This window comes from Anabaena sp. AL93 (genome assembly GCF_001672085.1).
GTDB lineage: Bacteria > Cyanobacteriota > Cyanobacteriia > Cyanobacteriales > Nostocaceae > Dolichospermum > Dolichospermum heterosporum.
Window position 1 is genome coordinate 1 of sequence record NZ_LJOU01000077.1, and the last position, 24,127, is coordinate 24,127.

Here is a 24,127-nt window from a genome sequence, read left to right on the forward strand (position 1 = left end):
GCCCCCTACCCCCCTGCTTGCCTTCACCCATGAATATTGACAATCAGCACACTATATTACCGATTTTCTATAAAAAATATGAAATTTAGAGCTTGGGCAACTAGAGTCATCCTGATTTTTTTGATGTTAGCTACCCTGATTCTGGCTGTATTTATTGGGGGTGCAAGACAAAAACACAATCAAACAATTGCATCCACTTCAGAGGTGACAACGTGGAATCAGTATTCACCAGGGCAATTACAATCAGCAGTAACTAAGCCAGAAAATAAGCAAAAATTAAGACCATCTCCCACAAAGATGAATAAAATTAATCCTCTATATATAACTACTAGGGATTTTGCTAATTATAGACCTAAGTTTGCCCAGGTTAAGGTTGATCCTAGCAATTATGGCGATCGCTATACAGCAGATATTAATGGTGTCCCGTTTAATAATCAAGCCATTATTGTCCTTCATGAAACTACTAATTCTACTTCTAGTGCCATTAATTTTTTTCAAACACGCCATGATGATGAAAGTGTTCAAGCCAGTTATCATGCCATCATTACTTTAGAGGGAAAAGTTATTTATTTAGTTCCTCCAGAAAAACGCGCTTTTGGTGCTGGTAATTCAGTTTTTAAAGGTGCTAATGGTGTGGAAACTGTGCAAACTAATCCTAATTTACCCCCATCTGTCAATAATTTTGCCTATCATGTATCCCTAGAAACCCCGACCGATGCTTGGGGTAAAAGTAATATAGAATCACATTCAGGATATACAGAGGCTCAATATAATTCTTTAGCTTGGTTAATTGCTCAAAGTCAAGTTCCTGATGAGAGAATTACTACTCATCGTGCTGTAGATGTGGGGAATGGGAAGGTTGATCCTTTGAGTTTTGATGGTGAAAAGTTTATCAATAAATTGCATTCTTTTCGGCAATTACAAACTTTCAATTAGTTAGCAAAACAAAATTCTGAACATTTAATTTAGTTAAAACTTATGCAGAATCTCAAATAATGTGATTAAATTTAGAGGATATTTAACAAATAGATAGAATGCTTCATGCGTCGAGACTCCATTTTCTATAAACTATTTCAACAGTCTCCAACTTTGCTATTTGAACTGTTGACAAATCCACCCATAAATGCAGATGCTTACCGATTTGATTCGGTAGCTGTCAAAGAACCCAAGTTTGAAATAGATGGAGTATTTCTCCCCCCAGAAAATGAAGGTGCTGGGATTGTGTATTTCTGTGAGGTGCAGTTTCAAAAAGATGAACAACTTTATGAAAGAGTATTTGCAGAATCTTCACTATATTTCTATCGCAACCGCGTTAGATTTAGTGACTGGCAAGCAGTTATAATATATCCATCTCGCAATACCGAACAAAGGGACATTTACCCTCATAGAACCTTACTAAAAGGTGAACAAGTACATAGAGTGTATTTGAATGAATTGGGGGATATTCGTCAATTACCTCTATGGGTAGCATTGATGGTATTGACTACGGTGGAGGAAGAACAAGCGCCAGCAGCAGCACGGGATTTGTTAATAAGAACCCGTGAAGAAGATCCTCAACCATCAAGTCGCGCCATAATAGAGATGATCACGACTATCATGGTGTACAAGTTTGAAAAACTTAGCCGAATGGAGGTAGAGTCTATGCTAGGAATAACACTCAAGGAAACTAGAGTTTACCAAGAAATTAAGGAAGAAGGACGAGAGGAAGGACGAGAGGAAGGACGAGAAGAAGGACGAGAGGAAGCAACTGTTAATGTGATTATTCGACTGTTGACTAAGCGGTTTGGAAAAATCTCTGAGGAAATGCGTTCCTCAATTTCTAGTTTACCTTTGCCGGTTCTCGAAGATTTGAGCGAAGCATTGTTAGATTTTACCAGCTTTGCTGATATCCAAACTTGGTTAAAAGGGCGGGTAAATTAAATTATTTGGGCTGAATATTCGCGTAAGTTGCTAGTTAAGAAAAAAGGGAATAGGTGAAAACTAAAAACTTACCTATTTCCCAAATTACATTTTTTCGCCAGTTAAGAAGCGTTAATACTGCTAATAAATAATTGGTCATTCAAAGTTTTTTTGTTTTTGCAATTTATCAATTAGAATATGTACTCTTGTTGATGGTTTGGTACATCCATCTTCGTTGGGATGATTATTTTCTAGTTTAATAGCATGACTAATTGCTTTTTCTTGATTGGGTTTAAGTTTTTCATATAGTAATCTATCACTTTTATTATAAGTTTCTCCTTTTTGGAGAATACCCTCTTTTCTCATTTCTGATTCTAGCTTTGGACGTAATTCTTTGTAACTACTAAAGGGACTGGTAGTATAACAACAATGGAGTAAAAACCAAAATTCAAAACAGGGTATTGATGTTATAGATTCAACATTATATTTTTTTGCTGTGCTGAGAGCTTGTTTATATTTATCCGGTTTATTATCATCATCAAATATACAAAATACTTAATCATATTGTTTTTGTTGAGATAGATCATAAGCTGTAGTTACAATCTCCAGAGGATCTCCACCATAAGCGGGAACTATTTTAACGTCAGTTGTTGATAATTTAAGTTCACGTTTTAGAGACTCAAAGTAATTATATTCTGTTTGTTCACCCTCAACTACAATTAAAAAGTATCCTCTAGGATTTTTATTCTCCGAACTTCGTTTTAAATTATTTGTCGATTTTCCCTTTCTCATCTTTTTCACTCCCTCCCTTGAACCCATTAATAAAAGGAATAGCACCATAACGACCTAGTAGATAACCTTTTTGTAAAGATTCATGTTCACGAGGTCGAAAGTCAAACAATGAATATAGTTTAGTCATGCTGTTATCTTTTTCAGTAAACCATATCTGGTCAGGTCTGAATATTTCACCATCTAATAATGTAGTATCATGAGTTGTAAATATTAATTGAGCATTGTTTTTATTAATTTCTGGATTATTAAACATTCTTATTAATGCTTTAGAAAGAACTGGGTGTAAACTTCTATCTAATTCATCTATTATTAATACTTCTCCACATTCTAATACGAATAATAAATATCCTGCTATATTAAATAAACGTTCTGTTCCCGCAGATTCATCACTCATTTCTAATTCTATTTTACTATTAGAATCATTCATTTTATGTATAGTTATAACTTTTTTAAAGTCTTTTTCTAATAAATTATTAGCATTCTTTCTCCCTTCAAATTCTTTGCTAAAAAGATTTTGAACCACCAATTTTATATTATCATCCATTGGTTCACTTTCAAACCTTATATCTGAAATACCAATATCAGCTTCACTCAACAAATTAACAATCTGTTCACGAAAATTATTATCTTCTTCACACATTTTAATGGTAAAATCAAATTCTCTAAGCTGACCTTCCGTTAAAGAAATCATATTTATTTCATCTTGAAAAAAATCAAATACCTCTTTTAACTGAGGATGATTATTTTGTGCAGCATGAGATATAAATAAAGAATTAGAACGGACAAATCTTTGAATACGCTTTTTTTCCCCTTTTAATCCTTTACAAAAAGACCATTTATATCCTTCATCTGTTTGAAATTTTGGATTATCTGGCAGATATTCACGAGAAAACCAGTTTTGTTGAATTTCATTTGGATAAGCAATTAACCATTCTTCAAATACTCGTTCTCGATTTAAAGAAACTCCATATTCATAACGAATATCATCATGAATAAAAATTACTTCAAAACTACTAGGCTTTTTTGCTGTTTCACTATTTAATCTAAATGGTTCAATAGGTAATTTATCCCCAATTTGCATTCTACTAGCTGATTTAATGACAAGATTTTTCAGCACTTGTATAGCTTTGAGTAAATTACTTTTACCAGAAGCATTTGGACCATAAATAGCAGCACTTGTAACTAAGCGTAAATCATCATTATCAGGTACAGAAAAAGTATTACTATCTAGCATGGTTTCATTATCAGCAGCTACCATACTCAATGTTTGCTTTTCTTGGATTGAACGATAATTTTCTACACTAAATTCTACAAGCATGACTTTCTTCTTAGTTTGTTATCTGTATATGACCCACAAATTATTATAAATGGTAAAAATTATACTTGTTTTACTTGCTAATGTCTAGTTGATAGCAATTTTTATTTGTGGGGTTATTCAAGCATACATAAATAATCAACAAATAGCTCTAGTTATAAAACTAAAGCTATGATTAATCTATGGAAATTCAGCAAACCCTACTTACTAAAACTGTAAATGTGCTGTGTTTGAAAAATACCTTTTAAAGAAGAAGGTAGTACACCATCAGCGAAAGTTTGCCTATCTAACTGTACTTGCAAATTACTCAAAGGATCGCTACCTGTCGCAATCAGAAATTCCATTTTCTGAATATAGGGTAAAGTTGCAATTTCATCTAAAATCTGGCAGATTGCTTGCAGGTAAGGATGACCTTTTTGTTGATACCAATTGGATTCAGCAATATTAGCTTGGTCAAAACCCAAATGTACAGTTAAAGAGGGTTGATCAAATAAAGCGATTCCCAATGGACGGGCTTCTTCCTGTAACAATAAATGTTGATTTTTGGATAAATACCGTATTTTCTCTAGTCGTTCATAGCGTCCGGTGACGGATTCTGGTTCATCTTGCCAATGTATCGCTACTGTAACTAGATAAGTTTGTAACAGCATATGTCCCAATTTCTTAGCTTTAGTAGCTAGGTAATAGGAATTAAAATCATTAGACTCAATTAAGAGGGGAACACGATCTACCACGTCTAATCCATAACCTTTGACACCAGCAATTTTACGGGGATTATTAGTGATCAAACGAATTTTTTTAATACCCAAATCCATGAGAATTTGCGCCCCCATGCCATAATCACGCAAATCAGCGGGAAATCCTAACCGCTCATTTGCTTCCACTGTATCTAGTCCCATATCCTGCAAAGAATAGGCTTTCAACTTGTTAACTAAACCTATGCCCCGTCCCTCCTGACGTAGGTAAACAACGACACCTTGACCAGCATTTTCAATCATTTTTAATGCGGCTTGTAACTGCATCCGACAGTCACAGCGCAGAGAACCTAAAGCATCTCCTGTTAAACATTCCGAGTGCATTCGCACCATCACAGCTTCATCTCGGAAATTTGCCGGATCTCCCTTGACAATGGCAACGTGTTCTGTATTATCTAGGGTGTGACGGTAGCCGTAAATATCAAATTGACCGAACTGGCTGGGGAGTTTGGTAATGATTTCTCTGTATATTAGGCGATCGTTTTGGAGACGATAACTGATTAAATCGGCAATGCTAATAATTTTGAGGTGATGATTTTTGGCATATTCGACTAACTGATTTAATCGCGCCATTGAACCATCGGGGTTTTGAATTTCACAAATTACCCCGGCTGGATACAGTCCCGCCAATCGGGATAGGTCTACAGCGGCTTCTGTATGTCCTGCCCGTTTGAGTACGCCTCCCGGTCTAGCCCGCAGGGGAAAAATATGACCTGGACGGCGTAATTCTTCCGGTTTGGTGCCTGGGTTGAGGGCGACTTGGATCGTGCGGGCGCGGTCTTCGGCGGAAATGCCGGTACTAACGCCTAAATGGGGTCCGGCATCAATACTAACTGTAAAGGCGGTTTGGTTAGTATCCGTGAGTGTGCTGACCATTAATGGTAAGTCTAGTTCGTCGAGGCGATCGCCTGTCATTGCCAAACAAATCAGTCCTCTGGCTTGTACAGCCATGAAGTTGATCATATCCGGGGTGGCAAATTGGGCGGCGCAAATTAAATCGCCTTCATTTTCTCGATTTTCGTCATCTACGACAACGATGACACGACCAGCTTTGAGATCGGCCAAAGCGGCATCAATAGAATCAAATTTAAAGGTTTGGGTAATATTAGGCTGTGACACAGAAAATTTCCAGCTATTAACGTAAAGTTTTTTAACAATTTCTTATTTTAGATTGTAGCTTGTTTATCGGAATTAGAGCTTTTGTGAGATAACTAAGTAGGTTAGCATTGAAAATCGTCGTTATGACAAGGCAAGAGGCAAGAGGCAAGAGGCAAGGGTGAAGAGGGTTTGGGCGATTTTACTTTTCGTTACATATTTCGGTTTTTTTCCGTTCACCTACTTAAACTGTTACTTGCTAATAAAGTAGTTCATATATACTATCAGCAGTTTAGAGTACCATATACACAGATTATTAAGCTATGAATTTGACTGATATAAGTAAATTACTAGGTAAACCCTACTTTCAAGCGTCTAATTGTCTCATTTACAATTTAGATTGTTTAGAGGCGATGACAATTTTACCAGATGAATCAATTAATTTAACTGTCACCAGTCCACCGTATAACATTGGTAAAGAATATGAAAATTTATTGCCATTAGACGATTATATAAATTGGTGTGAACAATGGATAAAAGAAGTTTATCGTCTGACTTTATGTGATGGAGCTTTTTGGCTAAATTTAGGTTATTTATCTATTAAAAATCGTGCTAAAGCAATTCCTATTTCATATTTGCTTTGGGATAAAATTCCTTTTTATTTAATTCAGGAAATTGTTTGGAATTATGGTGCTGGAGTCGCAGGAAGTAAGTTCTTTTCACCTAGAAATGAGAAATTTTTGTGGTATGTGAAAAATTCAGAAGCTTATACTTTTAATCTTGACGATATTCGTGATCCTAATGTTAAATATCCCAATCAAAAAAAGAATGGTAAAATCAGGGTTAATCCTTTAGGTAAAAATCCCACTGATGTTTGGGAATTTCCGAAAGTAACTTCTGGACAAAACCGATCTTCAAAAGAAAGAACACCACACCCAGCACAGTTTCCCTCTGCTGTCATTCAAAGAATAATTCAAGCATCTTCAAATCAAAATCAAATTATCCTAGATCCATTTTTGGGTTCAGGTACTACTGCTATGGTAGCTTTAGATTTAAATCGGCTAGTAATTGGTTTTGAAATTCGTCAAGATTACTGTGATATTGCTGCTAATAGAATTGAAACTTTTTTGAAAGAACAAAGTTGTCAAGTAGAACAAATGTCTTTATTTCTATAAAATAAAAGTAATTTTATATTTTTAAGTTAACCACCACCAAACACCATTTATTATGTTTTTGCCCAGTGCAAATTTTTCAATCCCTGAATTCAATTTAAGTATATTGTGATATTTTTCCTGCACTTTGGCTTTTTTAACAGTTTGATTATTACCTTGATAATCACTTAATTCCTGAATAATTTTTATTCCTTCCTTATTCATCTCATTCGCAATTACATCACCAACTTTACATAATAAATTAACAGGAGAATCTAAAATATATTCTCCTGATATTGTAAAAAGTTTATGCTCATAGACTTTTTGATCTAAACCAGATGCCTGACCTGTTGCTGATTTTTGTGCATTCCAGTCTTCATGATCTATCCAACCGAATCTTAATAATGTTAAACTTTGCTGGTAGAAATTAGCTGTAATATAATAACCAGACTTTTCTTTTTTAGCAAGCTCCTCATTATTTTCATCTTTTGCTTTTTGACCATAGCTGCGATTTCCAAAAATTTTTGTGCCAAGCTGACCAGAAGTTTTTATCTCTATTGAATATCTTGTATCCTTTAGATAAACAATATCTTTTTCATCTTTACATTGTGTTCCTCTCCATTCTTCTGGATAACGCTTTTGCAATTCTTTGGCAAATAGTTTTTCAAAAAAATAACCCACCATAATAGCTGGTGGATCAATTTCTGCCAGGCTCAAATATGTGTCTTCCTCTCCTATTTTTGTTTGCCATAAAAGCTGCCAACTCTTTAAAGCAACCTCTCTAATAACATTTGGCTTGAGAGGATGTTCTTCTATCAGTTCTTTTGTTTTATCTGCCCATTTTTCAACTGGAATACTGGCATAAGGAAATACCATTTAATCTAAACCTTTTAATAATTCACTGGGTGATATTCCCAGAGCCTGAGCAATACGGATAATATTTAACAAAGCAATATTTCTTTCACCACGTTCAACACCACCGATATAGTTGCGATGTAGTCCTGACAGTTCTGCTAACTGTTCTTGAGAAAGATTTTGCGCTTTTCTGATTGTGCGAATATATTCGCCAAATTTTTGAAGTTGAGAATTTTCTGTCACATAGCAAACATAATCTTTAGTGGTACTGATTTTCTACACACTATGAGTGTGATTATTTTTTAAAGATATTTGTGATTATAGGTACGCTAAAAGATCCGCTTTGCTATACAATGCTGCGAAAGTTCAATCAAAAGTCATTAGTAATTAGTTAGTAGCTTGACTGCTGATGATTGATAATAGATAACTAAAAGTGGATAAGGATTTAAGATCATGGGAAATTTAAGACGCGTACCAGTTGGAATTGTTGGCGCGTCAGGGTATGGCGGAGTGCAGCTAGTCCGACTGCTGATGGATCATCCTGAAGTGGAAATTGTTTATTTAGGTGGTGAAAGCAGCACGGGTAAATCCTTTGCTGACCTGTACCCACATTTCGCTAATATAGTGAATTTGCCCATTGAGGCGGTAGAACCGGAAGTTATTGCTAGTCGTTGTGAAGTGGTATTTCTGTCTTTACCGAATGGACTAGCTTGCCAAATTGCTCCTCAACTTATAGAAAAAGGCTGCAAGGTCCTGGATCTGAGTGCTGATTATCGCTTTGGTGATTTGAAAACTTATACAGATTGGTATGGTACAGAAAGAAGCGATCGCTCGACAGCAGCAACAGCAGTATATGGTTTACCAGAATTGTACCGCGATCGCATTGCCGAATCAAATCTAATTGGCTGTCCCGGTTGCTATCCTACAGCCAGTTTACTGGCATTGTCCCCACTGTTAAAACAAGGTTTAATAGTTCCCGAAACAGCCATCATTGATGCCAAATCCGGCACATCTGGAGGCGGCAGACAAGCCAAAGTCAACCTGTTGTTAGCCGAAGCTGATAACTCTCTGGGTGCTTATAACGTTGGTAGACACCGCCACACCCCAGAAATTGAGCAGATTTGTAGTGAATTGGCAGGACATGAGGTAAAAATCCAATTTACACCCCATCTCATCCCGATGGTGCGGGGGATTTTAGCCACTGTGTACGCCACCATGCGCGACCCTGGTTTAGTCCGTGATGACCTCATTACCATCTATAACGCCTTTTACCGTAATTCCCCTTGGGTGAAAATCTGCAATAGTGGCACTTATCCCCAAACAAAATGGGCGTGTGGCAGTAACAGTTGTTACATAGGTATAGAAGTTGACCCCCGCACCGGGCGCGTTATCGTCATGTCAGCCATTGACAACCTGATTAAAGGCCAAGCCGGACAAGCAATTCAGTGTATGAACCTGATGTTAGGCTGGGATGAAACCTTGGGATTACCTAAAGTTGGGTTTTATCCTTAATTCGGTAATGGGTAATGGGTAATGGGTAATGGGTAATGCTGTTTACAATCACCAATCACCAATTACCAATCACCAATTGCCTATTTTGGTCCTAAACCAACAGTACCAGCATAGACAGCGCGATCGCCTAATTCATGCTCAATGCGGAGGAGGCGATTGTATTTTGCTACTCGTTCACTACGACATAGAGAACCGGTTTTAATTTGACCGGCGCGGGTAGCTACAGCCAAATCAGCAATTGTTGTATCTTCAGTTTCACCAGAACGATGGCTAATTACTGAACGGAAACCGTTGCGAGTGGCTAAATCAATGGTTTCCAAAGTTTCAGTTAGAGAACCGATTTGATTCAACTTAATCAAAATCGAGTTAGCGGCTTTTTGTTCAATGCCTTTTTGTAAGCGGGTAGCGTTAGTTACAAATAAATCATCACCGACTAATTGTACTTTTGAGCCAATTTTCTGAGTTAGTAATTGCCAACTTTGCCAATCTTCCTCATGTAAACCATCTTCAATGGAAACAATCGGATATTGGTCAACCAACTGACCTAAATAATCAATAAATTCAACAGGACTATGGGGTTTACCATCATAAACATATTGCCCATTTTTGTAAAATTCACTTGCAGCCACGTCTAAGGCTAAAGCTACTTCTTCACCCGGTTTGTAACCAGCTTGTTTAATTGCAGCTACCAACAATTCTAAAGCCACTTGGTTAGATTCTAGGTTAGGTGCAAAACCACCTTCATCACCCACACCTGTCAGCAAACCTTTATCATCTAACACTTTGCTGAGAGTCGCAAATACTTCCGCACCCCAACGCAATGCTTCCTTGAAAGAAGGCGCACCGATAGGAACAATCATAAACTCTTGAAAGTCAACGTTATTAGATGCGTGCGCTCCACCATTGATCACGTTCATTAAGGGGACTGGCAATAAATTCGCCAAAGGTCCACCCAAATAGCGATAGAGAGGAATATCTAAAGCTGCTGCACCTGCTTTGGCTGCTGCTAAAGAAATACCTAAAATAGCATTCGCGCCTAAGTTAGATTTGTTAGAAGAACCATCTGTAGCAATCATTGTCCGGTCTAACAATTCTTGGTTGAGGACATCCAACCCTAATAATTTGGGTGCTAATATCTCATTGGCGTTTTTTACCGCCGTGAGGACTCCTTTACCACCATAACGGCTTTTATCCCCATCCCGCAGTTCATGAGCCTCAAATGTGCCTGTGGAAGCACCGCTGGGAACTTGTGCGAGTCCCACTGCACCACCAGCTAAATGTACTTCTGCTTCTAGTGTAGGTCTTCCCCGTGAGTCGAGGATTTCGCGGGAGACAATGGCTTCAATAGCGGTGTCTAGAAATTTAGTCATTCGTGGTTTGTCCTTGATTTTGAGTATGTCGTCAGGGTTCAACCTTTACAGTTTACTAATAACCCAATCGCTAGTTTATGTGTTTCTGGGGGAAAATCGGCTGACATTAAAGAAGATTTCCAATCGTGACGGGTGGTAATGCTCGCTGAGTATGGAAGGAAACACGGAATTTGTCTGAATCAGGATATCCAGGATTAAAGGATGTACAGGATTATTTATACTTTACTTATTTTGAATACATTAATTGCCATTTTCAATATAATCAAATTATTTAACCCATTTACTTGTAGTAATTCCCAAAAACTGTTCTAGTTGAGTGATACTATTAAGATGATTAATGATAGCATTAAGTTCTTGATTTTGAGCATCAACTAAACTTTTTTCAAAGTTAATAATATCCGTCATCGAAATATTACTACTTAATCTCATTCTTTCCTTAGCATTTATCACTTTTGATGCTGCTAACTTTCGGGCTTGCTGTGCTAATTCAATTTGTTTAAAAGTATCTTTAACAGTACGAATTTTATTTCTTAACTCTTCATTTAAATTATCCTGAGTTTTTGCTAGAGTATAATTAGCATTTTGTAAACTGATTTCACTTTTAACTACAGCATTATCTTGACTGAGATTACCAAATTCACGATTTAATATTAAAGACGAACTTAAATTATTTGTATCTTGAGTATTAGAAGCACTATTAAAACCATAACTCACATTTAATTTTAAATCTAATTGTTGTTGGTTTTTAGCTTCTGTGATCCCAAATTTAGCATTTTCCACAGCATTAACAGCAGCAAGATAACCAGTATTATTAGCTTTAGCTAATTCTAGCATTTCTTTAAAAGCTGGTAGATTTAAACTTTTTGGAGGTTCAGGAGTTTCAATAGCAATTAGTTTTTTTGTTATGGGTAAATCTATAGTTTTAGTTAATTCAGAAATTGCTTGTTCTAAACTTGATTGTGTATTCAGTAAATTTACTTCTTGTTGAGCAATATCAGCTTGACGCTCAACCAGATCATTTTTAGGAATTCTCCCAAATTCAAATAATGCTTGTAATCTCTCTAAATCTTTTTTAGCATTAGCAAAAGATAATTGTTCAATTTTCAGTCTTTCTTGAGCTAATAATAAGTTTCTATAACTAACTATAGTATTAGTAATTGTTTGAGAAGTAGTATTTTTGAGATTCAAAATATTAGCATTTTCTGTCAATCTTGCTCTTTGAATACTCAGAGTATTTAATCCTGTGCCAAAACCCTTTAATAAAGGTTGACTAAAATTAAGATTAACACTTTGACTCAGAGTATTTGTATCTGAGGAAGTATCTAATGAGCTAGTACGAGATAAAAGATTTTGTCCTTGCCATGTTAAACTTAAATTAGCACCTGTAGGAATTTTTAAATTAAAATTAGCACCTAAAAGAGCAGTTGTATTATTATTGATATTACTACCAGTTTGATTATTATTCAAGTTTAAAGATAGCTGTGGTGTAAAAGTTGGATTAAATTGAGATTCAGTTTCAGCTAATTGTTTTTGATCTAAAATACGTTGGAGGTAAGCTATTTTTAAATCTCGATTATTTTGTAAAGCTAAATAAACAGAATCAGCTAATTTTAAAGGTAATTCCTGACTAGAGTTATTTAATAGTAATTGTAAATCAGAATTAGATTTTGGTAAACTTGGTGGATTAGCTATATTTTGACATTTTCCTAAACCCGGAAACAGTAAAATCAAAAGCAAAGATGATATTGGTAATAAAAAACGATTCATAGTAAAAAAATTAAGTAGGTTGGGTTGACGCAAGGAAACCCAACATTAACATTATTCTAAACCTTGCTTATTGAGAGCGTAAAGCTTCAACAGGATCTAATTTACTAGCTCTCAGCGCAGGTAAAAAGCTAGAAATAATACCTACAATAATAGCAGAACTGAGAGAAACTAAAGGAGTTTCATAACCAAATTGATAGGGTAAATTCAAGAGAGTTACAGTTATAATTGTAATCCCTTGTACAGTAACTATTGCAATTATTCCTCCTGTCATACTAATAAAAGTTGCTTCTAGTAAAAACTGAATTAAAATATTTTTTTGTGTAGCACCAATAGCCCGTCTTAAACCAATTTCGGAAGTACGTTCCACAACTGATGCTATAGTAATATTAGCAATTCCCACACCCCCCACAAATAAAGCAATACTCCCGATAACCAAGAGGATAATAGTTACACCATTTAAGACTTTTTCTAAACTTTTCACCTGTTCAACATTGCTAGAAGCGTAAATATCTACATTAGGGAATCTTTTCCTTAAAATGCTAGTTGCTTGATTTTGGAGTTGTTCTATATTTTCTGGATTCTTAGGAGTAATGGTAATTTTATCAAAAAAAGGACTTGATTTGAGAGATTGATAAACAGATAAAGGAATTAATATCAATCCTTGTTCATCACCCCAAGTATTACTGTTTCTAGTTTGGATAACCCCTTGAATATAATAAGACTTATTTTGAAAAGTAATCATTTTTCTTAACGGATTTTTACCTTTAAATAGTTTTTGAGCAAGTAATTGATCTATAACAACAACTGAGCGGGTTTGTTGTAAATCATTAACTGTAAAAAACTTCCCAGCAATTAATTTTCTTCCCGACATAGGTAAAAAATCTGGTGTTACTGCTTGACTTTCCACATTGATTTTTTGAATTCCCCAAAAAATAGCATCATTACCACCATTTTGTACAGGAGCGATATATTTCCAACCAGATAAATTTGTTTTTAACCATGCTAAATCTTCGCTTTGATATTTTTCTAGTTGAGACGTAACCGAGTTATAGGGAGCTTGAATAGAAATTTGCGGAGATTCCATTTTTTGTAATTGCGTCTTTAAATATATTTTTCCAATATCACTTACTTGTAAAGTTCCACTCACAGCAAATACACCCATAAATACACCTAAACTACTCAGAAATGAGCGCAAGGGATTACTGCGTAAAGAGCTAGATGTTAAAGATAATAAATCATTGATGTTCATGGGGGTAAATATGTTAAATTTATTCTTTATTATCGGTAAGATTTTAGAAGAATCTCATAGGTGTCAACTTAAGTTAGAAATGGCTTATCTGTTTGCTTCCACACCCGCCCAGAAATGAATTTCCGGGCTAATAACCAAAGTAAACTAAAGTTTACTAAAGAGTTTTATGTTTATTTAGTCATCTTCAGATGACTTTTGCTATTAGACTGGGAATTCATTCCCAGGCGGGCTATGGGTTTGACTACAATATTATATTATTACTGCATTTTTATGACAACATAATCTCCCTCATTTAAAGGATTTTCTAAAGTGGGAATTAATATTTCATCTCCTGGTTTTAAACCTGATTTAACTTCAATATTATCTAATCCTTGTAAACCAGGTTTAATCATTCTTTTAACAGCCTTACCTTGTTGATCTTTTATCCAAACAAATGTTCCTGATTCATTTTCTTGAATAGCTTCACTAGGAATAACTGTCACATTATCACGTTGAGCGATAATCAACGCAACTGTCACTGGAGTTCCAGAAACAATATTTTTATTAACTTGATCTAAACGCACAATTGCTGTAATTTTGACATTATCTGTACCTTGATCATTGTTTTGGGTATCTCCAGCTAATAAAGATATTTGTTGAACCTTACCAGTTAATTTTTGTGATTGAAACCCAACAATACTAATTTCAGCTTGTTGTCTAATTTTAACCTTGGTTGCGTCTAAAGGAGATAACTTTAATTGCACAATTTGTTGAGTATGATCACCAATAACTAAAACATCTCCTTTCGGTTCAATCACATCACCTAATTTTGCTTGTAAATTGAGAACTACACCATCCATAGGAGCAGTAATTACTGTTTTTCTCAATTCTTCAGCAATTTTCTGGCGTTGTATTTTGAGTTTATCTATTTCTCTCACAATTTGATTGAGTGCTAATTTAGATTGGTTTAATTCTTGTACAGCTTGGTCAATTTTAGTTTTAGCTTCTTTCAACTTTTGTTGAGGTTCAGATTTGTTATTTCTCACATCTTGCCAAAAACTTTGTAATTCTAATTTCTGCTGTTGTAAATCTAAATTACTTAATGATAATTCATCTTTAGCATTACTTAAATCTGTTTCAGCTTGAGTAACTTTTTTTTCTTGCTCTTTTAATTCAGTTTCCGAAATAAATCCCTTAGCGAAAAGTTGTTTATTTTCTTGTAATTTAATCTTTGCTTCTTTTAAATCGGTTATTTTAACAGTTAAGGCTTGTTGTTTTCTGGTAAATTCTAATTTACGCTTTTGAACTTCCCGAATTTTCTCATCTTTTTTCCTGTTAATATCATTTCTATAGGTAGTTTGAATGTTTCTATATTCTTGTTGAGTTTCTAATAATTTACTTTCTGCTCTTTTTAAAGATGATTGTTTATCAACAAGTTGTAAATTCTTCTCTTTCAAATCAGATGCAAATTCTTGTAATTTAATTTGTGTTTCTGTATCTCGCAGACGGATTAAAATTTGATCTTTTTTAACTTGATCTCCAATTTTGACTAATACTTGTTCTACTGTTCCTGTGATTGGAGATTTGATATTTCTTTGATTATCTAATTTTAATATACCACTTTCACCAGTAATTTTATCTTCTACTTTGTCTTGAGTAGCTGTTACTATGCGAACGGGAATGGTTTGGGTTTTGCTTTGGGTAACTATGGCAAAAATTAACCAACATCCAAGAGAAACACTTGTTAAACTTGCCGATATGGTTAACCATTTAAATCCTGGTTTGAATTTAAAGTTTTTCATGATTATTGATTAATACAATTGAAAATAGAGACGTTTTATGCAACGTCTCTACAAAAAATTTATCACAAATACTTGTAGTTGGGTTTGGCTCACGCTCAACCTAACGCAAAAAAATTGGATATCACATTTTAACGCAGTGTAAATTCAACAGTGTAACTATAATTAGTTGAATTTACAGATGTGATTTTTGCATCACAAGTAACATTAGAACCTGTCCGTGAACCATTCTTTGTCCACTTTGGAATCTGACTACCAAAAAAGGTTGGTGTTGTTGTTAAAGAGGTACTAAACCTACATCCCTGAGTGCCAGTGGTATAAGAGAAGTGAATACTTGCTATATTAGAAAAGGGACTTATAACCGTGAAAGCTTGAGTCGCACCAGGTATAATTTTATTTGGGGGACTTCCAGTACCAAGAATTTGACTCACACTAGAAGGAACAAGCGATACTGGCTGTTTTAACTGGTTTTTTACCACAACTTGGGTTACTACTCCCGCCTGTGCCTTTGCTGCTGTTGTAGAAAGTATTAATCCAATCATCACTGAAAACAATTTGTTGAAATGTTTCATAGGTAATATCAATCTCCTGTCAGTTTAAAAAATGTCACTTCCTCAACCCAACCTTGCATCTTAGAGGTATGTTAAAAAAAGTAATATACCTCCCAACCTCTACTAGCGGATATATAGCCTAGTGGATAATGTGTTCCTGGGGAAGTTTATTGAAGTTGCCCGAAAGGTAAAAGTACCAATATCATATTACCCAACCGAAAAAACAAAGGATAGTGTTGGGTTTCCTTTCGTCAACCCAACCTACGACTATTTGCAACGATATTTTTTGCCTAAGAATGACAAAATGCGGTTTCGATCCAAAGCGTAACTTTCACTCCTATTTGGAAGTGAACCCTGGAAAGAGAAATTGGTCGTTTTATAACCATTTGTCAATTTAACTGTGCCTGATGAAGAATTAGGAGCAGTCCATTTGTAAATATCCATGTTTCCTAAACCGTACACTATATTCAATATGCCATTACTTTGAAAAACAACACGATTTGTAACAGGAGTAGTGGTTTGTACCCAATCACAAACTAACGGTTGAGAAGAATTAGATTGCGCTTGAGCTATATTTACATTCCAGCCAAACATGGAAACTATGGCTGTTGTACCCATCAGCAATTTATGGAATTTGTTCATGGTAATTTCTTAGAGGATAATTTTTATTTACTTGTTTCACTGTAATGCCATAGATCTGAACTCGTGTCTTAGTAATGATTAAGTTGTGGTTGTTTCATGATTGTTTTATACTCAACTTATGATTGAATAGTTGAAAACCTCTGTATGACACAGACACATGGACGTAGTTCATTGACAGCCTCTGCTGAAGTTAGAAAGAAGGCAAAAGCAGCTTTACTTAGGTTAGGATATACACAAGAAGATTTACGTGGATTTCTTGGACTATCTCGATCCACCGTCAGCAAATTTTTTACTGGTAAACCAATTCGAGTTGATGGTTATAAAAAAATTTGCGATGAGTTAGGATTGAACTGGGAAGATTGTCTGCCAAGAGAACAACCAATTGCAAAATCACAAACAGCTTCTTGCTGCATTGCAGTAACTGATCAGGAGGAAAAAACAATGCAAATACTTCATCGTCAAAGTCGTCAAATAACTGTCATAGATAGACAGAATAAAACCCAAAAAGCAGAAATTGTGTTAACTGGTGATATTGACTCTATTGAAAATTTAAAGATTCTTGAAGAAATTTTACGCCAACATTCAGGGGATACAATCGTAATTTTTGATGTAAAACCGGGTAGCATCAAATTATTTATAGAAGGATCTGATGCAGATATTGAAAAACTGATCAATCTTGTTCAATCAAAAACACTTACGAAATTAAATACTTTTCCTATTGAAAGTATTCGGATTTTGGATGCAGATGAGCCTAGTAATAATCAACGCAATAATATAATTTCTTTATCTGGAAAATTTAATAAACGCAATTTTCCCGCTGGTTGGGATGATCCAAAAAAATTCATAAATCAAACAATTGAAGGGAGTCGCCCCTTATCATATCAAGTTAGAAGCCACGAAAATGAGCGTAATGAAATTGGCAAAATTATCCATTTAAATCCAATAAATACATCTCTGTTGTTGAAAATAAAAAAAGAAGAACTCAATGAAACATTAGAAAAAGGTTTACATTACATAGCATAACCTTACAAATAATTACGACCAATCAACAGATTCAGTTACCTGAAAACCTGAAAATTTTAGTTTTTTATGAATCTTCAGGAGAAATAATAGATGAAAAACTAGCAAGAAGAAAAACTCTCCGCTCTAGTTTTATCATTGAATCAAAATCTCCTTTTTGTATTGAAGTTAAGCTGGGTGAAAAAACTATTGAAAAAGGTCTTTATGTGTTATGATTACTTACTCAATCCATCAATAATCTTCCACAGCACCCAAAGTTTTGAGTGTGACTTTTTGTTGTTCAGTTAAACCTTTAATTCCAGTGATATTCATTCCTTCATAAGGTCTAGGCACGCGGAGAATTTGACGATTATATGTTTCCATATCCCACAAACTAATTGTACCATCTCTACTGCAACTTGCTACGGTTTGACCATCGGCAGAAAAAACAACAGCATCAATTCTTTTTGTATGTCCTGAGAGAATTTTTCTACATTCACCAGTTTTAATATCCCAAAGTCGCACTATCCTATCTGTACTACTACTAACGAGTATTTGAGCATGAAAATCAACGGAAGTTAATCTATCTTGATGTCCTCGGAAAACTTTCAGACATTCATAAGTATTCAAATTCCATAATCGAATTGTACTATCTTCACTAGCACTGACAAATATTTGATCATTAATGAATTTAACGGAATTTACCCTATCTGTATGTTCAATTAAAACTTGTAAACATTCATAAGTATTCGCATCCCAAATACAAATTGTGCTATCTTCACTACCGCTAATTAGTATTTGACCATTGGGACTATAAGCAACTGACTTTATGCCAGCATTACTACTTTTATCTGGTTTCAGATTTTGATATTTACCAGTTTCAATATCCCATATATTAATTGTTTGGTTAAAGCTACTACTGGCTAGTTTTTTGTCATTGGGACTAAATGCTAATGACCAAATTCTTTCTTCTTCTCCAAAAAATGTTTTTAAACATTTACCAGTTTTGATATCCCATATTTTAATAGTTGTATCTGTACTACCACTAGCTAGTTGATTACCATCATGACTAAAAGCAAGTGACCAAATCGTATTTTTATGTCCTAGTAGAGTTTTAAGACATTTACCAGTTTTAATATTCCAAAGTCTTACAGTTGCATTATTATCTCCACTAGCTAATATTTCACCATTGGGATGAAAGGCAATTGCTAACTGCCAATCAGTATAACCATACAGAGTTTTAAGACACTTTCCCGTATTGATATCCCAGATTTTTATTGTTTCATCTTCACTACTACTAACAAGTCTTTGGTTATCAGCATGAAAAGCCGTTGACAATATCAAACTAATATGTCCTTCTAGAGTTTTAAATTCATAAGTATTAACATCATAAATTTTGATGGGATGATATTTTTGAGAGTCATCATATAGAGATACACAGCAAACAAGTTTCTGGCTGTCTGGACTAAAAGAAATAAACCTAACTGAAGCTTTATTTTCAGTTAATGTCTGAATATGCTGCCATTTTCCATCTTTAAATTCCCAAATTTTTACGACTTCTTCTTTATCTCTATAAGTTACCCCACCATTAGAGTTAGCCAGCAATTTACCATTAGGACTAAAACTAACTGAACTTGTTAATTTATTCAACCCTGGTAAAGATTGCAATAATTTACCCGTTTCCACATCCCACATTTTGATAGTTGTGTCAGGACTACCACTGACAAGTTTTTTCCCATCTGGGCTAAAATCAATCGAAAATACACCTGTTTCTTGCTCTGGTAAAGTTTTTAAACATTCTCCATTTTCAATGTTCCATATCTTTATACCATCACCACCACAACTGGCAATTGTTTTACCATCAGGACTAAATTTAACAGTATTCACCCAACCTGTATGTCCTTTTAGCGTTTTTAATAGTTTACCTGTATTCACTTCCCAAATTTTGACTGTTTTATCTATACTGCTACTAGCTATTAATTTACTATCGGGACTAAATGAGATTGATAGTACATAATCATTATGTCCATCACATATAGTAATAAGTTGATTATCTTCTATTCTCCAAATGCGAATTTGTTCATTGATATCACAACCTGCAAATAGCTTGCCATCTGGGCTGAATTGAACAGTTAAAACAGAGCCAAAATTATCAATAAATAGACAATTTCTAAATTTTGATTGTGTAAAATTAATATTATGAATATGTATTCTGGTGAAGTCTGTTTGCCACACAGTTAAATGAGAAAAATCATAGTCATTTAAAATAGGTTGCTGTTTTTCTATCTGTTCCTGAATCAATAAATTTAGAAGATTACCAGCCGCATATCCTGGTTTTTTATTAGGTTGCTTTTTTAAATTAGATAGGATAGGAATTAGCAGATATTCAAGATTTACTTGATTATGTAAATTATTTATTTCACTACGTATTTTCTCTATTATTTCTAGATGATTTTGAGGAATATTTTTGGATAATTGGGTTAAATTATTATCAATATTTCTAAATTCAGATTCTGGAAGTAGTTGTTCTATAATTGGTTTGAGAATCAGACGAATTTGCATATCTTTGATATATTCTTTACCTTGAGCTTTAAACAAGGCATGAGTATTAAATAATTCAATTTGATTATCTCTAATTTCATCTACCATTTGATTGATTAATCGCTTAGTTATATATTCAATAATCACAGGTTGCAGAGTAAACTTAGGTTTATCTGTCGAAGTTTCTACTATTTTTTCTAGAGGGATTTTCTTTTTTAAAGATTGCAAATGCTTATTGACTTGCTGTAATTTAGAAATTGATAGTAAATCTTCTAATAATTCTGATTCTGAAACTGGTTCACGATTAATTGCTAACCAGTAAATTATCTCCTTTTCTAATTTATTTAATCGCTGAAAGTGCCAGTTTAGTAAATCATCTTCGATGCTTTTTTCTAAAAGATGTTGTTCTTTTTCTAGAAAAATAGCAATGTTTCCTTGATATTGTTCTTTAATAAAACCCGCACTCAATTCTAAAAATAGGGGATTACCACCATAAACTTCAATTAGTTTTTCCCAGTTTTCATCTGTAGCTCTAAATTCACCGATTTGTTGAAAAATTTTCTTGACTGCTTCTGTCTCTCTTAAACCGGTTAATTCTAAAAGACGAACAGCACCATCTTTATATCTAGAGAGTATGGTATCTGGTGGTAAATTTGTATTATATTCATCTGCTCTTTTTTGTTCTGAGTTCCACCATAACTTGACCCTTACAGGGGTATCTTGCTCTAAATTGCCTAGTCCTAAATCAATAATTAGCGATTTGGTCATAATAGGTACAACCCTTTTCATCGTTGGCTTATCTGTGTATATTATCATAAGTGAACATAGAGCAATCATAAAAAAGCACAACTCAATCATTACAAAGACGAGAGTTGAGGTTTCTGGTTTTATAGTGATATTTAGTTCTTAACTTTACTTTAGGAGTAGGAGAGGGAGTATGACAATGACAATAGAAGAAGCAAAACTAGACGGCAATAAAGTAGTTGCTTGTAAACTGGATGGAGAGTTTGTTGTTCACTGCAACAAAGCGGATAACTTAAATCCAAAGAAATGGTGGGATGTGATTAGTCGCGTAGTAGGTGGGGGAATTATTGGTCATGCTTTTGCTCCTGTTCTAGGTACTATTGGGGGAGCAGTTACTGGTTATGTCTCTGCTTTTCTCAAAGATGTTGATGAAACTGGATACTACACTACGGATAAAAAAATGATTCGTGGGGGAACTATTTATAAAAATGAAAAAGGAGAATATTTTGGGTAGATTAGTGTGATCGCCGATGCTGAGTTTAAAGCTCTTCCAGTCGCTTGTTTTAATTTTAGGACTTTAGGAGTTACGCACCGTACAAAATAGTTATCTTATGTGTCAACGTAAGTACGTTGTTACGTTATTTCAGGCTTTTATACGGCTTATGTGAGTTGGAAGTTGAAAGAACGCAATCCCGTTCATGAGGTTAGGCGTTGCTGCTAAAGCGAAGCCTGAAACCCTTAAAATGACTGGGGCATTTTTAATTCACATAAGGCGTTTTATCAATCACCCTTGGTTGGGCGCGATCGCTAAAATCTCATTGAAAAATTTAGCTAAGAGACTAAGACAGAGAAACAGTGCGATCGCCCCTCCGGTTGATAAAAAGAACCCCAACAATACACCTCACCATTCTAATCTCTTAAACTCCATGAATTGGCTATACTTCTCACTGGCGGCGGCTACCTTTGAATCTCTGCGCGATGTCTTTAGTAAAATTGTTACTAACAAAGGCGATCGCCCTTTAGATGAGTATTTAGTTGCTTGGGGATTAAGAGCTTTTACCCTGATTATTTATATCCCTTGGTTATTATTATCTCCCGAACCTATTCCTGATATTGGCAAAGATTTTTGGTGGGCTTTGTTAGCAGATGCTACTTTATCCACGGTTGGCGGCATTTTATATATGAGGGCTTTGCGCTTAGGAGACTTGTCATTAACTGTTCCATTAATGGGTTTTTCTCCCCTATTTTTAGTGCTAGCTTCTCCCTTTACTCTGGGAGAACTGCCGAATAATATACAGATAATTAGTATTAGTTTAATTTGTCTAGGTGCTTATTTTTTAAATTTAAAACCCAAAGAAAATAACTATTTTGCCCCTTTATTATCTATAATCAATACCCAATCATCGCGGTTAATGATTATAGTAGCAGCACTCTGGGCATTAACAACATCCCTGGACAAAATAGGAGCTAAAAATTCTTCTCCTTTGGTATTTTCGGCTGCTTTGTATTTTTGTACAGCATTAATGATGTTACCTATAGTTGTGGTTTTCTCGCCCAATTGGTTTTTTCAGCTAAGAACAAATTTCTCTAAATTGGTTTTATTGGGAAGTTTGAAAGCAGTAGATATGTGGTGTCATGTAACTGCTGTAGGGTTAACGGTAGCAGCTAATTCTGTTGCTGTCAGACAAACTAGCCTATTGATGGGTGTAGGATTCGGTTATCTGATATTTAAGGAAAAAAACATCAGAACAAGGTTTTTCGGTAGTGCAATTATGGTGTTAGGAATTTGTTTATTAACTTTCTCCTAATCTGTATCTTGTGGATTTAAAGCGATCGCTCTTGTTCAAGAGGGTGATGTGCCTAGCTCACCGAAGGAATCACATTTGAACCTACATTTCCATTTTACAAATATGGATATATTACGCACAAACCAAATTTTACAGATAACCTAAAAAAAATAGTTGGAATGGCTTTTGAGTATCTTTTAGAAAGTCATAAAAATGCAAAAAATGGAAATCCAATAGATCCACAACCTACTAATGATTTATTTTGTTTGAATTGTGGTAGTACCAGCGTAAATCTTTACCCAAAACAAGGTGCAAAAAAAATACACAGCAGACTGTAGAACTTGTGGACATCAAACACACATAAACTATTGCTGAAATTGTTCAACAAAATTATTTAAACATGGCTATTATTGGGACTATCATAAAACATCTGTTTGGAGTAGCTTTGATATTCATTGTCCCAATTGTGGTATGACACTTGCAGATAGACCAACCATGAAATTGGTAAATAAATAGATTTTTGATATCTGACACACCATAGTAATTGCTGTGTTTTAAGCCTAAGCCACAGAAAAATCTGTAAACTGCCGATATTCAGGACGAATAAACGCTAAAATAATATCATCCTTTTCTACTCCTAATTCCAATAATTCCGCAGTTATTCCCCTTTCTGTACCATCCCATTCAATGCAGATTTTCCCATCAATAATTCGCAAATGAAACACCACTGCATGAACTCTACCTGTTTTATCCCAACCCGTATCCATTAACAAATAATTATCGGATTCTTGATCACAAATACATAAAGCCTCAATTTTTCCATGACTAGGTTTATACTTAGCGTGATTTCCAACAATACTAATTATAATTCTTCTGTATTTTTCTAACTTATCCATTGTACAATTACCTCCTGAATTGGATCGAAAATAATGTAATTAATCTGCTGTTGATCACTTAAAATATCTTGAATAGCTGGTTTAAGAAAAAAGTCTTGATAAGCAGCTTCAGGAATCGCTAAATATAATTTACGTTCTGGATTGATTCTTTTAATTAAACTAACATAAATATTATATTGTCCTAATGTTTTTTCTAATTCTGTAATTAAAGAAGGGCTATTAAAAACTTTTATTTCAATTACAATCTTTTGCTGCATCTTCTGGGCAGCAAATAATTTTTCTGCTCCTAAATCAGCATATAAACGCAAGCCTTTGTATTCTAGTATAAAGGGGTCATCGGTAATTACCCATCCATCTTTGGTTAGAGCATTTTTAACTTGATTGTGATATAAATCGTACTGTGGCATTACTAAATCAAGAATATTAACT

General features: G+C 34.6%; 20 protein-coding genes and 1 pseudogene. 7 read left to right on the plus strand and 14 right to left on the minus strand.

Features of this window, described 5'->3' with window-relative positions; translation table 11 throughout:
* The first annotated feature begins 78 nt into the window (after positions 1 to 78).
* A complete protein-coding gene (locus AN486_RS18840) occupies positions 79 to 936 on the plus strand; it encodes a peptidoglycan recognition family protein (protein WP_053539077.1) in 858 nt (285 codons plus the stop codon).
* 105 nt (positions 937 to 1,041) lie between these two features.
* On the plus strand, positions 1,042 to 1,920 hold the full coding sequence (locus tag AN486_RS18845; protein ID WP_015080216.1) for an Rpn family recombination-promoting nuclease/putative transposase: 879 nt from the start codon (positions 1,042 to 1,044) through the stop codon (positions 1,918 to 1,920).
* 135 nt (positions 1,921 to 2,055) lie between these two features.
* On the opposite strand, the pseudogene AN486_RS26705 reads toward AN486_RS18845, so the two are convergent.
* From AN486_RS26705 to ribBA, 3 genes and pseudogenes are all read right to left on the minus strand, one after another.
* Positions 2,056 to 2,739: pseudogene (locus tag AN486_RS26705) on the minus strand (RloB family protein).
* A complete protein-coding gene (locus AN486_RS18860) occupies positions 2,666 to 4,009 on the minus strand; it encodes an ATP/GTP-binding protein (RefSeq protein ID WP_290602033.1) in 1,344 nt (447 codons plus the stop codon). Before AN486_RS18860 ends, AN486_RS26705 begins: the two are co-directional and overlap by 74 nt.
* A 197-nt stretch (positions 4,010 to 4,206) precedes the next feature.
* Positions 4,207 to 5,880, minus strand: coding sequence for a bifunctional 3,4-dihydroxy-2-butanone-4-phosphate synthase/GTP cyclohydrolase II (ribBA, locus tag AN486_RS18865; RefSeq protein ID WP_290602036.1), 1,674 nt, complete (start codon positions 5,878 to 5,880; stop codon positions 4,207 to 4,209).
* Positions 5,881 to 6,179: 299 nt separating this feature from the next.
* On the opposite strand from ribBA, the gene AN486_RS18870 reads away from it, so the two are divergent.
* The gene (locus AN486_RS18870; RefSeq protein ID WP_053539074.1) at positions 6,180 to 7,031 is read left to right on the plus strand and encodes a site-specific DNA-methyltransferase; all 852 of its coding nucleotides are present in this window, start codon (positions 6,180 to 6,182) and stop codon (positions 7,029 to 7,031) included.
* 21 nt (positions 7,032 to 7,052) lie between these two features.
* Here the strand turns inward: AN486_RS18870 and AN486_RS18875 are convergent, their stop codons facing one another.
* Positions 7,053 to 7,883, minus strand: a complete 831-nt coding sequence (locus tag AN486_RS18875) for a ScaI family restriction endonuclease (protein ID WP_168635469.1) — start codon at positions 7,881 to 7,883, stop codon at positions 7,053 to 7,055.
* Entirely contained in the window at positions 7,884 to 8,105 is a 222-nt protein-coding gene (locus tag AN486_RS18880; protein ID WP_015080221.1) for a helix-turn-helix transcriptional regulator, read from the minus strand.
* A gap of 210 nt (positions 8,106 to 8,315) precedes the next feature.
* Between AN486_RS18880 and argC the strand changes: the two genes are divergently transcribed.
* Positions 8,316 to 9,374: an N-acetyl-gamma-glutamyl-phosphate reductase gene (gene argC, locus AN486_RS18885; protein ID WP_053539072.1), complete on the plus strand. Its 1,059-nt coding sequence runs from the start codon at positions 8,316 to 8,318 to the stop codon at positions 9,372 to 9,374.
* Between the two features lie 80 nt (positions 9,375 to 9,454).
* Here the strand turns inward: argC and eno are convergent, their stop codons facing one another.
* From eno to AN486_RS18915, 6 genes are all read right to left on the minus strand, one after another.
* Positions 9,455 to 10,744, minus strand: coding sequence for a phosphopyruvate hydratase (gene eno, locus AN486_RS18890; protein WP_168466113.1), 1,290 nt, complete (start codon positions 10,742 to 10,744; stop codon positions 9,455 to 9,457).
* A gap of 267 nt (positions 10,745 to 11,011) precedes the next feature.
* Positions 11,012 to 12,511 (minus strand): TolC family protein, encoded by a 1,500-nt coding sequence (locus AN486_RS18895; RefSeq protein ID WP_290602041.1) that lies wholly within the window; start codon positions 12,509 to 12,511, stop codon positions 11,012 to 11,014.
* A 67-nt stretch (positions 12,512 to 12,578) separates the two neighbouring features.
* Positions 12,579 to 13,760, minus strand: a complete 1,182-nt coding sequence (locus AN486_RS18900; RefSeq protein ID WP_290602042.1) for an ABC transporter permease — start codon at positions 13,758 to 13,760, stop codon at positions 12,579 to 12,581.
* Positions 13,761 to 14,017: 257 nt separating this feature from the next.
* Positions 14,018 to 15,541 (minus strand): efflux RND transporter periplasmic adaptor subunit, encoded by a 1,524-nt coding sequence (locus AN486_RS18905; RefSeq protein WP_290602044.1) that lies wholly within the window; start codon positions 15,539 to 15,541, stop codon positions 14,018 to 14,020.
* Positions 15,542 to 15,669: 128 nt separating this feature from the next.
* Positions 15,670 to 16,080 carry a hypothetical protein gene (locus AN486_RS18910; RefSeq protein WP_290602046.1) on the minus strand — a complete coding sequence of 137 codons (411 nt, stop codon included), beginning with the start codon at positions 16,078 to 16,080 and terminating at the stop codon, positions 15,670 to 15,672.
* Between the two features lie 276 nt (positions 16,081 to 16,356).
* On the minus strand, positions 16,357 to 16,731 hold the full coding sequence (locus AN486_RS18915) for a hypothetical protein (protein ID WP_271821712.1): 375 nt from the start codon (positions 16,729 to 16,731) through the stop codon (positions 16,357 to 16,359).
* 144 nt (positions 16,732 to 16,875) lie between these two features.
* Here AN486_RS18915 and AN486_RS18920 point away from each other — a divergent pair, with 144 nt between their 5' ends.
* A complete protein-coding gene (locus tag AN486_RS18920; protein ID WP_290602050.1) occupies positions 16,876 to 17,754 on the plus strand; it encodes a helix-turn-helix transcriptional regulator in 879 nt (292 codons plus the stop codon).
* A 228-nt stretch (positions 17,755 to 17,982) separates the two neighbouring features.
* Here the strand turns inward: AN486_RS18920 and AN486_RS18925 are convergent, their stop codons facing one another.
* The gene (locus AN486_RS18925) at positions 17,983 to 21,039 is read right to left on the minus strand and encodes a WD40 repeat domain-containing protein (RefSeq protein WP_290602052.1); all 3,057 of its coding nucleotides are present in this window, start codon (positions 21,037 to 21,039) and stop codon (positions 17,983 to 17,985) included.
* Between the two features lie 169 nt (positions 21,040 to 21,208).
* On the opposite strand from AN486_RS18925, the gene AN486_RS18930 reads away from it, so the two are divergent.
* Positions 21,209 to 21,529, plus strand: coding sequence for a hypothetical protein (locus AN486_RS18930; protein ID WP_290602054.1), 321 nt, complete (start codon positions 21,209 to 21,211; stop codon positions 21,527 to 21,529).
* 184 nt (positions 21,530 to 21,713) lie between these two features.
* Positions 21,714 to 22,823: a DMT family transporter gene (locus AN486_RS18935; RefSeq protein WP_290602056.1), complete on the plus strand. Its 1,110-nt coding sequence runs from the start codon at positions 21,714 to 21,716 to the stop codon at positions 22,821 to 22,823.
* A gap of 539 nt (positions 22,824 to 23,362) precedes the next feature.
* Here the strand turns inward: AN486_RS18935 and AN486_RS18940 are convergent.
* Both AN486_RS18940 and AN486_RS18945 read right to left on the minus strand, forming a co-directional pair.
* Positions 23,363 to 23,698, minus strand: coding sequence for a XisI protein (locus tag AN486_RS18940; protein WP_015080228.1), 336 nt, complete (start codon positions 23,696 to 23,698; stop codon positions 23,363 to 23,365).
* Positions 23,686 to 24,105, minus strand: coding sequence for an element excision factor XisH family protein (locus AN486_RS18945; RefSeq protein WP_027400758.1), 420 nt, complete (start codon positions 24,103 to 24,105; stop codon positions 23,686 to 23,688). The genes AN486_RS18940 and AN486_RS18945 overlap by 13 nt, the downstream gene beginning before the upstream one ends.
* Between the last annotated feature and the right edge of the window lie 22 nt (positions 24,106 to 24,127).

Bases quoted from the DNA above. Each gene is read 5' to 3' on its own strand.
- AN486_RS18905 (WP_290602044.1), bottom strand. From the start codon at position 15,541: ATGAAAAACTTTAAATTCAAACCAGGATTTAAATGGTTAACCATATCG.
- AN486_RS18895 (WP_290602041.1), bottom strand. From the start codon at position 12,511: ATGAATCGTTTTTTATTACCAATATCATCTTTGCTTTTGATTTTACTG.
- AN486_RS18840 (WP_053539077.1), top strand. From the start codon at position 79: ATGAAATTTAGAGCTTGGGCAACTAGAGTCATCCTGATTTTTTTGATG.
- AN486_RS18900 (WP_290602042.1), bottom strand. From the start codon at position 13,760: ATGAACATCAATGATTTATTATCTTTAACATCTAGCTCTTTACGCAGT.
- AN486_RS18925 (WP_290602052.1), bottom strand. From the start codon at position 21,039: ATGACCAAATCGCTAATTATTGATTTAGGACTAGGCAATTTAGAGCAA.
- AN486_RS18930 (WP_290602054.1), top strand. From the start codon at position 21,209: ATGACAATGACAATAGAAGAAGCAAAACTAGACGGCAATAAAGTAGTT.
- AN486_RS18940 (WP_015080228.1), bottom strand. From the start codon at position 23,698: ATGGATAAGTTAGAAAAATACAGAAGAATTATAATTAGTATTGTTGGA.
- AN486_RS18875 (WP_168635469.1), bottom strand. From the start codon at position 7,883: ATGGTATTTCCTTATGCCAGTATTCCAGTTGAAAAATGGGCAGATAAA.
- AN486_RS18845 (WP_015080216.1), top strand. From the start codon at position 1,042: ATGCGTCGAGACTCCATTTTCTATAAACTATTTCAACAGTCTCCAACT.
- AN486_RS18915 (WP_271821712.1), bottom strand. From the start codon at position 16,731: ATGAACAAATTCCATAAATTGCTGATGGGTACAACAGCCATAGTTTCC.
- AN486_RS18945 (WP_027400758.1), bottom strand. From the start codon at position 24,105: ATGCCACAGTACGATTTATATCACAATCAAGTTAAAAATGCTCTAACC.
- AN486_RS18870 (WP_053539074.1), top strand. From the start codon at position 6,180: ATGAATTTGACTGATATAAGTAAATTACTAGGTAAACCCTACTTTCAA.
- argC (WP_053539072.1), top strand. From the start codon at position 8,316: ATGGGAAATTTAAGACGCGTACCAGTTGGAATTGTTGGCGCGTCAGGG.
- AN486_RS18910 (WP_290602046.1), bottom strand. From the start codon at position 16,080: ATGATTGGATTAATACTTTCTACAACAGCAGCAAAGGCACAGGCGGGA.
- AN486_RS18920 (WP_290602050.1), top strand. From the start codon at position 16,876: ATGACACAGACACATGGACGTAGTTCATTGACAGCCTCTGCTGAAGTT.
- AN486_RS18860 (WP_290602033.1), bottom strand. From the start codon at position 4,009: ATGCTTGTAGAATTTAGTGTAGAAAATTATCGTTCAATCCAAGAAAAG.
- AN486_RS18935 (WP_290602056.1), top strand. From the start codon at position 21,714: ATGAGGTTAGGCGTTGCTGCTAAAGCGAAGCCTGAAACCCTTAAAATG.
- eno (WP_168466113.1), bottom strand. From the start codon at position 10,744: ATGACTAAATTTCTAGACACCGCTATTGAAGCCATTGTCTCCCGCGAA.